Source organism: Gordonia sp. UBA7860 (assembly GCF_002500165.1).
Taxonomy (GTDB): Bacteria; Actinomycetota; Actinomycetes; order Mycobacteriales; family Mycobacteriaceae; genus Gordonia; species Gordonia sputi.
In genome coordinates this window covers 1-3,804 of sequence record NZ_DLSO01000203.1, presented here as the reverse complement: position 1 = coordinate 3,804, position 3,804 = coordinate 1, and the positions used below count along the sequence as shown (strand labels likewise).

Annotated in this window: 6 protein-coding genes; 4 read left to right on the top strand and 2 right to left on the bottom strand. The window is 61.3% G+C overall.

Annotated features, from left to right (window positions below; genetic code table 11):
- The coding region (locus B3T59_RS23795; RefSeq protein ID WP_287005290.1) for an IS3 family transposase at window positions 1-675 on the bottom strand (675 nt) is incomplete at its 3' end.
- Window positions 676-704: 29 nt separating this feature from the next.
- On the bottom strand, window positions 705-986 hold the full coding sequence (locus tag B3T59_RS23790) for a transposase (protein WP_006368849.1): 282 nt from the start codon (window positions 984-986) through the stop codon (window positions 705-707).
- Between the two features lie 543 nt (window positions 987-1,529).
- Between B3T59_RS23790 and B3T59_RS23785 the strand changes: the two genes are divergently transcribed.
- From B3T59_RS23785 to B3T59_RS23770, 4 genes are all read left to right on the top strand, one after another.
- A complete protein-coding gene (locus tag B3T59_RS23785) occupies window positions 1,530-2,645 on the top strand; it encodes a hypothetical protein (RefSeq protein ID WP_064904259.1) in 1,116 nt (371 codons plus the stop codon).
- Window positions 2,642-2,773, top strand: a complete 132-nt coding sequence (locus B3T59_RS23780; protein WP_287005289.1) for a hypothetical protein — start codon at window positions 2,642-2,644, stop codon at window positions 2,771-2,773. The genes B3T59_RS23785 and B3T59_RS23780 overlap by 4 nt, the downstream gene beginning before the upstream one ends.
- Before the next feature lie 45 nt (window positions 2,774-2,818).
- Window positions 2,819-3,100, top strand: coding sequence for a transposase (locus B3T59_RS23775; RefSeq protein WP_064866354.1), 282 nt, complete (start codon window positions 2,819-2,821; stop codon window positions 3,098-3,100).
- Between the two features lie 50 nt (window positions 3,101-3,150).
- Window positions 3,151-3,804 (top strand): DDE-type integrase/transposase/recombinase (locus B3T59_RS23770; RefSeq protein ID WP_287005291.1); only part of this gene is annotated, 654 nt, incomplete at its 3' end.

The window sequence follows — 3,804 nt, the reverse complement described above, 5'->3', positions numbered from 1 at the left end:
GTTGCGGTTCAAACACTCGTCGCGCAACCGGTTGTTGAACGACTCGATGAACCCGTTGTTCCACGGCGTGCCGGGCGGAATGTAGGAGATCCCCACCGACCCTGCACAGAACGCCTGCAGGGCTTCTGAGATGAACTCAGGGCCGTTGTCCATGCGCAGCACCATCGGCGGGCCACCCCAGATCGCGAACGTCTTCTCCAACTCCTCGATCAACCGCTCAGCCGGAATCGAGCGGTCCACGATGTTCAGCAACGACATCCGGGTGTGCTCGTCCACCATCGACGCGATCTTGATCTTCTTCCCATCCACGGTGGAATCGAACTGAAAGTCCAATGCCCACACCACTTTCGGTGCGTCCGCGACAACGACCGGGACCGATGACTGGCCGGCGCGTTTGCGGCGCGGAGCACGCCGCACTTGCAGGCCCTCCTCCTTCCACAACCGATGCACTTTCTTCTTGTTGATCTCGATGCCGTCGTCGAAGCGCAGGTGCGCCCACGCGCGCCGGAACCCGTGCCGGGGGTTCTTGCGGGCATACGTGCGTAGCTGCTCGCGCAGTGCGGCGTCCGGATCGGCCGGGGTGTGTGCGTGCGGCAGCCGTCGATAGGCGGAACGGGAAAGCCCAACTACCCTGCACGCCATACGTTCTGACATGTTCTTGACGTCTTTGAGCATGTCGATGGCGGCACGTTTGGCGGTCGGGCTCAGAATTTTCCCTTGGCGATCTCCCGCAGCGCGTCTTTCTCGAGTTCGGCATCGGCGAGCAACCGCTTGAGACGGCTATTCTGCTCGCGCAGCTCTTTGAGTTCCTTCGCGGCGTCACCGTCCATGCCGCCGTACTGGCGGCGCCAGTTGTACAACGTCGCCGCCGACACCTCGAGATCAGCGGCGATCTCCTCGCCGGTCTTGCCTTCCGCAGCCAACTCATCGGCCCGGCGCAATTTGCGCACGATGTCCTCCGCCGAGTGACGCTTACGTCCTGCCATGATCCTCATCGTCCCTTCTCCGCCCTCATCAGGGCAATCAGGACTCTAAAACAACCCGGACCGGCTCACGGGGGACACGCCAGAAAGAGCGCGACAGATTCCTGCGCAGAGAACAGCCACGCTCAAGGGAGGGACCAACCGTGGGGCTGTGGTGCGGCCGAGATGATGTCACCATTCCGGCCAGCATTGGCTGATGCGAGCGTCCGTCGGAGGGTACTTGACGGGCAACGACGAAGCCCCATCGTCGCGTCGTGAATCTCGGCGGGGAGCTTCCGGCCGAGTTGGCCCCCGGAGATATGGAACGTGACTGTGAACCACGGCTAGCTGGCAAGAGACCGGCTTCATGGATTCTTCAGCTCAACTTGCAATGTCGCAACTCTCTTCGCCTGCCGCTCTAGTTCCCGGATGCCCTCGCCGCACGGCCACTACGCGATCAGCGACTCGACGCCGCGCGAGCACCTCCCGAGGGGCGAGAAAGTTGAGCCTGATGCAAACGAGTCTCCTGTTGTCATAGCCAAGCGATAGAGTTCCGCCATTCAATCGATGAATCGTGAGGACGAGATGAAAGACGTGACCGCAGACCAGGTGGCCGAGGAGCTAAGACTGAGTCCGCTGCAGACGCTCACTGTCTGCACCCTGCAAGCCCGGATGCTGCTAGAGGACATTGATGCGGCGAACAAACCCAAGGTGCGGGCAAGCAAGAGAAGAGCTTCCTACCGTTTTGTCTCTGACGCATACGCTGCCACTGTTCCCGATGACCAACTCGACTGGGTGCCCCAGGAACTTGCTGGATTCCGAACTCGCAATGGACGGGAGCAGGTGGAGATCTTCGCTGGCTTAGCTACTGGGTTGGCTGGTCAGGTAGAGAAGCGCTCGGCGGCCCTGGTGGTGCTTGTGGAGCTGCTGACGTTCAGTCCGTGGGATGACGGAACCCACTGGGAGAAGAAGGCCCGAGAATCGGGCCTGAACGAGGCGGCGAGTGAACTAGTCGGGCTTCGTGAGGGCGACCTGAAGGCGGCAACGCAAGAGTTCGAGAGCCTGATGAAGGCACTCCGGCGCAAGTCGATCAAATGGGGTCGAGTCGCTGCCGCAACGGTTGTCGGAGCAGGGGTGGGCGTGGCGACTGCGGGCTGGGCAGCCCCAGCAATAGGCGCTGCGATCGGCGGAACCATGGGACTCACCGGAGCCGCTGCGACCTCCGCCGGCCTGGCCGCCCTCGGCGGCGGATCACTCGCCGCTGGCGGTTTCGGTGTAGCAGGCGGGACCCTTCTGTTGACTGGGGCTGGAGGAGTTGCTTTCGCAGGCGCCGCGGCGGCTGGAACGCGGTTCAGTCCGATTGCGTCACGGACGGTCGCCGCCGAAGCTGTCAAGCTCGACCTACTTGCTCGCATGGTCCTCGTGGAGTCTCCAAATCGCGAAGAGAAGATGCGGCGAGTTGTGGAAAGCTTGCAGGAGCGAATCAATGACATGAGTGACACCACAAGTTTCCTGGTCGAGAAGATAAATACACTGAAGAAAGAAAAATCTGCCACTGAAAAAGAAAATGAGGACCTCAAGAGTCAGATCAAATCCTTGAAAGTCGAACTCGATGAGATACGTTCCGCGACGGCAACACTCGAGGTTGTGCGCGACCGAATTCCTGAAATGACCAGCAGATGAGCGACGACGAAATTGAACTTAACCTTGACACGCAATCGCGTCGACTCGACGAACTCAACGATATCGTCAACGCAGCTTTGAGCGAATCCGGTGGCCTGTCCCCCGTGAACCGGTCCGGTTGGTTCTAGAGTCCTGATTGCCCTGATGAGGGCGGAGAAGGGACGATGAGGATCATGGCAGGACGTAAGCGTCACTCGGCGGAGGACATCGTGCGCAAGCTGCGCCGGGCCGATGAGTTGGCTGCGGAAGGCAAGACCGGCGAGGAGATCGCCGCTGATCTCGAGGTGTCGGCGGCGACGTTGTACAACTGGCGCCGCCAGTACGGCGGCATGGATGGCGACGCGACGAAGGAACTCAAAGAGCTGCGCGAGCAGAATAGCCGTCTCAAGCGGCTACTGGCTGACGCGGAGTTGGAGAAGGACGCGTTGCGGGAGATCGCGAAGGGAAAATTCTGAGCCCAACTGCCAAACGTGCCGCCATCGACATGCTCAAGGACGTGAAGAGCATGTCAGAACGTATGGCGTGCAAGGTCGTTGGGCTTTCCAGGTCGGCCTACCGTCGGCTACCGCACGCACGCACGCCAGCCGATCCGGACGCCGCACTGCGTGACCAGTTGCGCACCTATGCCCGCAAACACCCGCGGCACGGGTTCCGGCGAGCGTGGGCGCACCTGCGCTTCGACGACGGCATCGAGATCAACAAGAAGAGGGTGCATCGACTGTGGAAGGAGGAGGGCCTGCAAGTGCGGCGTGCTCCGCGGCGCAAACGGGTCGGCCAATCGTCGGTGCCGGTCGTGGTCGCGGACGCACCGAAAGTGGTGTGGGCGTTGGACTTTCAGTTCGATTCCTCTGTCGACGGTAAGACGATAAAGATCGCGTCGATGGTGGACGAGCACACCCGGCTATCGCTGCTGAACATCGTGGACCGCTCGATCACCGCCGAACGGCTGATCGAGGAGTTGGAGAAGACTTTCGCGATCTGGGCTGGCCCGCCCATGGTGCTGCGCATGGACAACGGCCCTGAGTTCATCTCAGAAGCCCTGCGCGACTTCTGTGCAGGGTCGGTGGGGATCTCCTACATTCCGCCCGGCACGCCGTGGAACAACGGGTTCATCGAGTCGTTCAACAACCGGCTGCGTGACGAGTGTTTGAACCGCAAC

Bases quoted from the DNA above. Each gene is read 5' to 3' on its own strand.
- B3T59_RS23790 (WP_006368849.1), bottom strand. From the start codon at position 986: ATGGCAGGACGTAAGCGTCACTCGGCGGAGGACATCGTGCGCAAATTG.
- B3T59_RS23785 (WP_064904259.1), top strand. From the start codon at position 1,530: ATGAATCGTGAGGACGAGATGAAAGACGTGACCGCAGACCAGGTGGCC.
- B3T59_RS23780 (WP_287005289.1), top strand. From the start codon at position 2,642: ATGAGCGACGACGAAATTGAACTTAACCTTGACACGCAATCGCGTCGA.
- B3T59_RS23775 (WP_064866354.1), top strand. From the start codon at position 2,819: ATGGCAGGACGTAAGCGTCACTCGGCGGAGGACATCGTGCGCAAGCTG.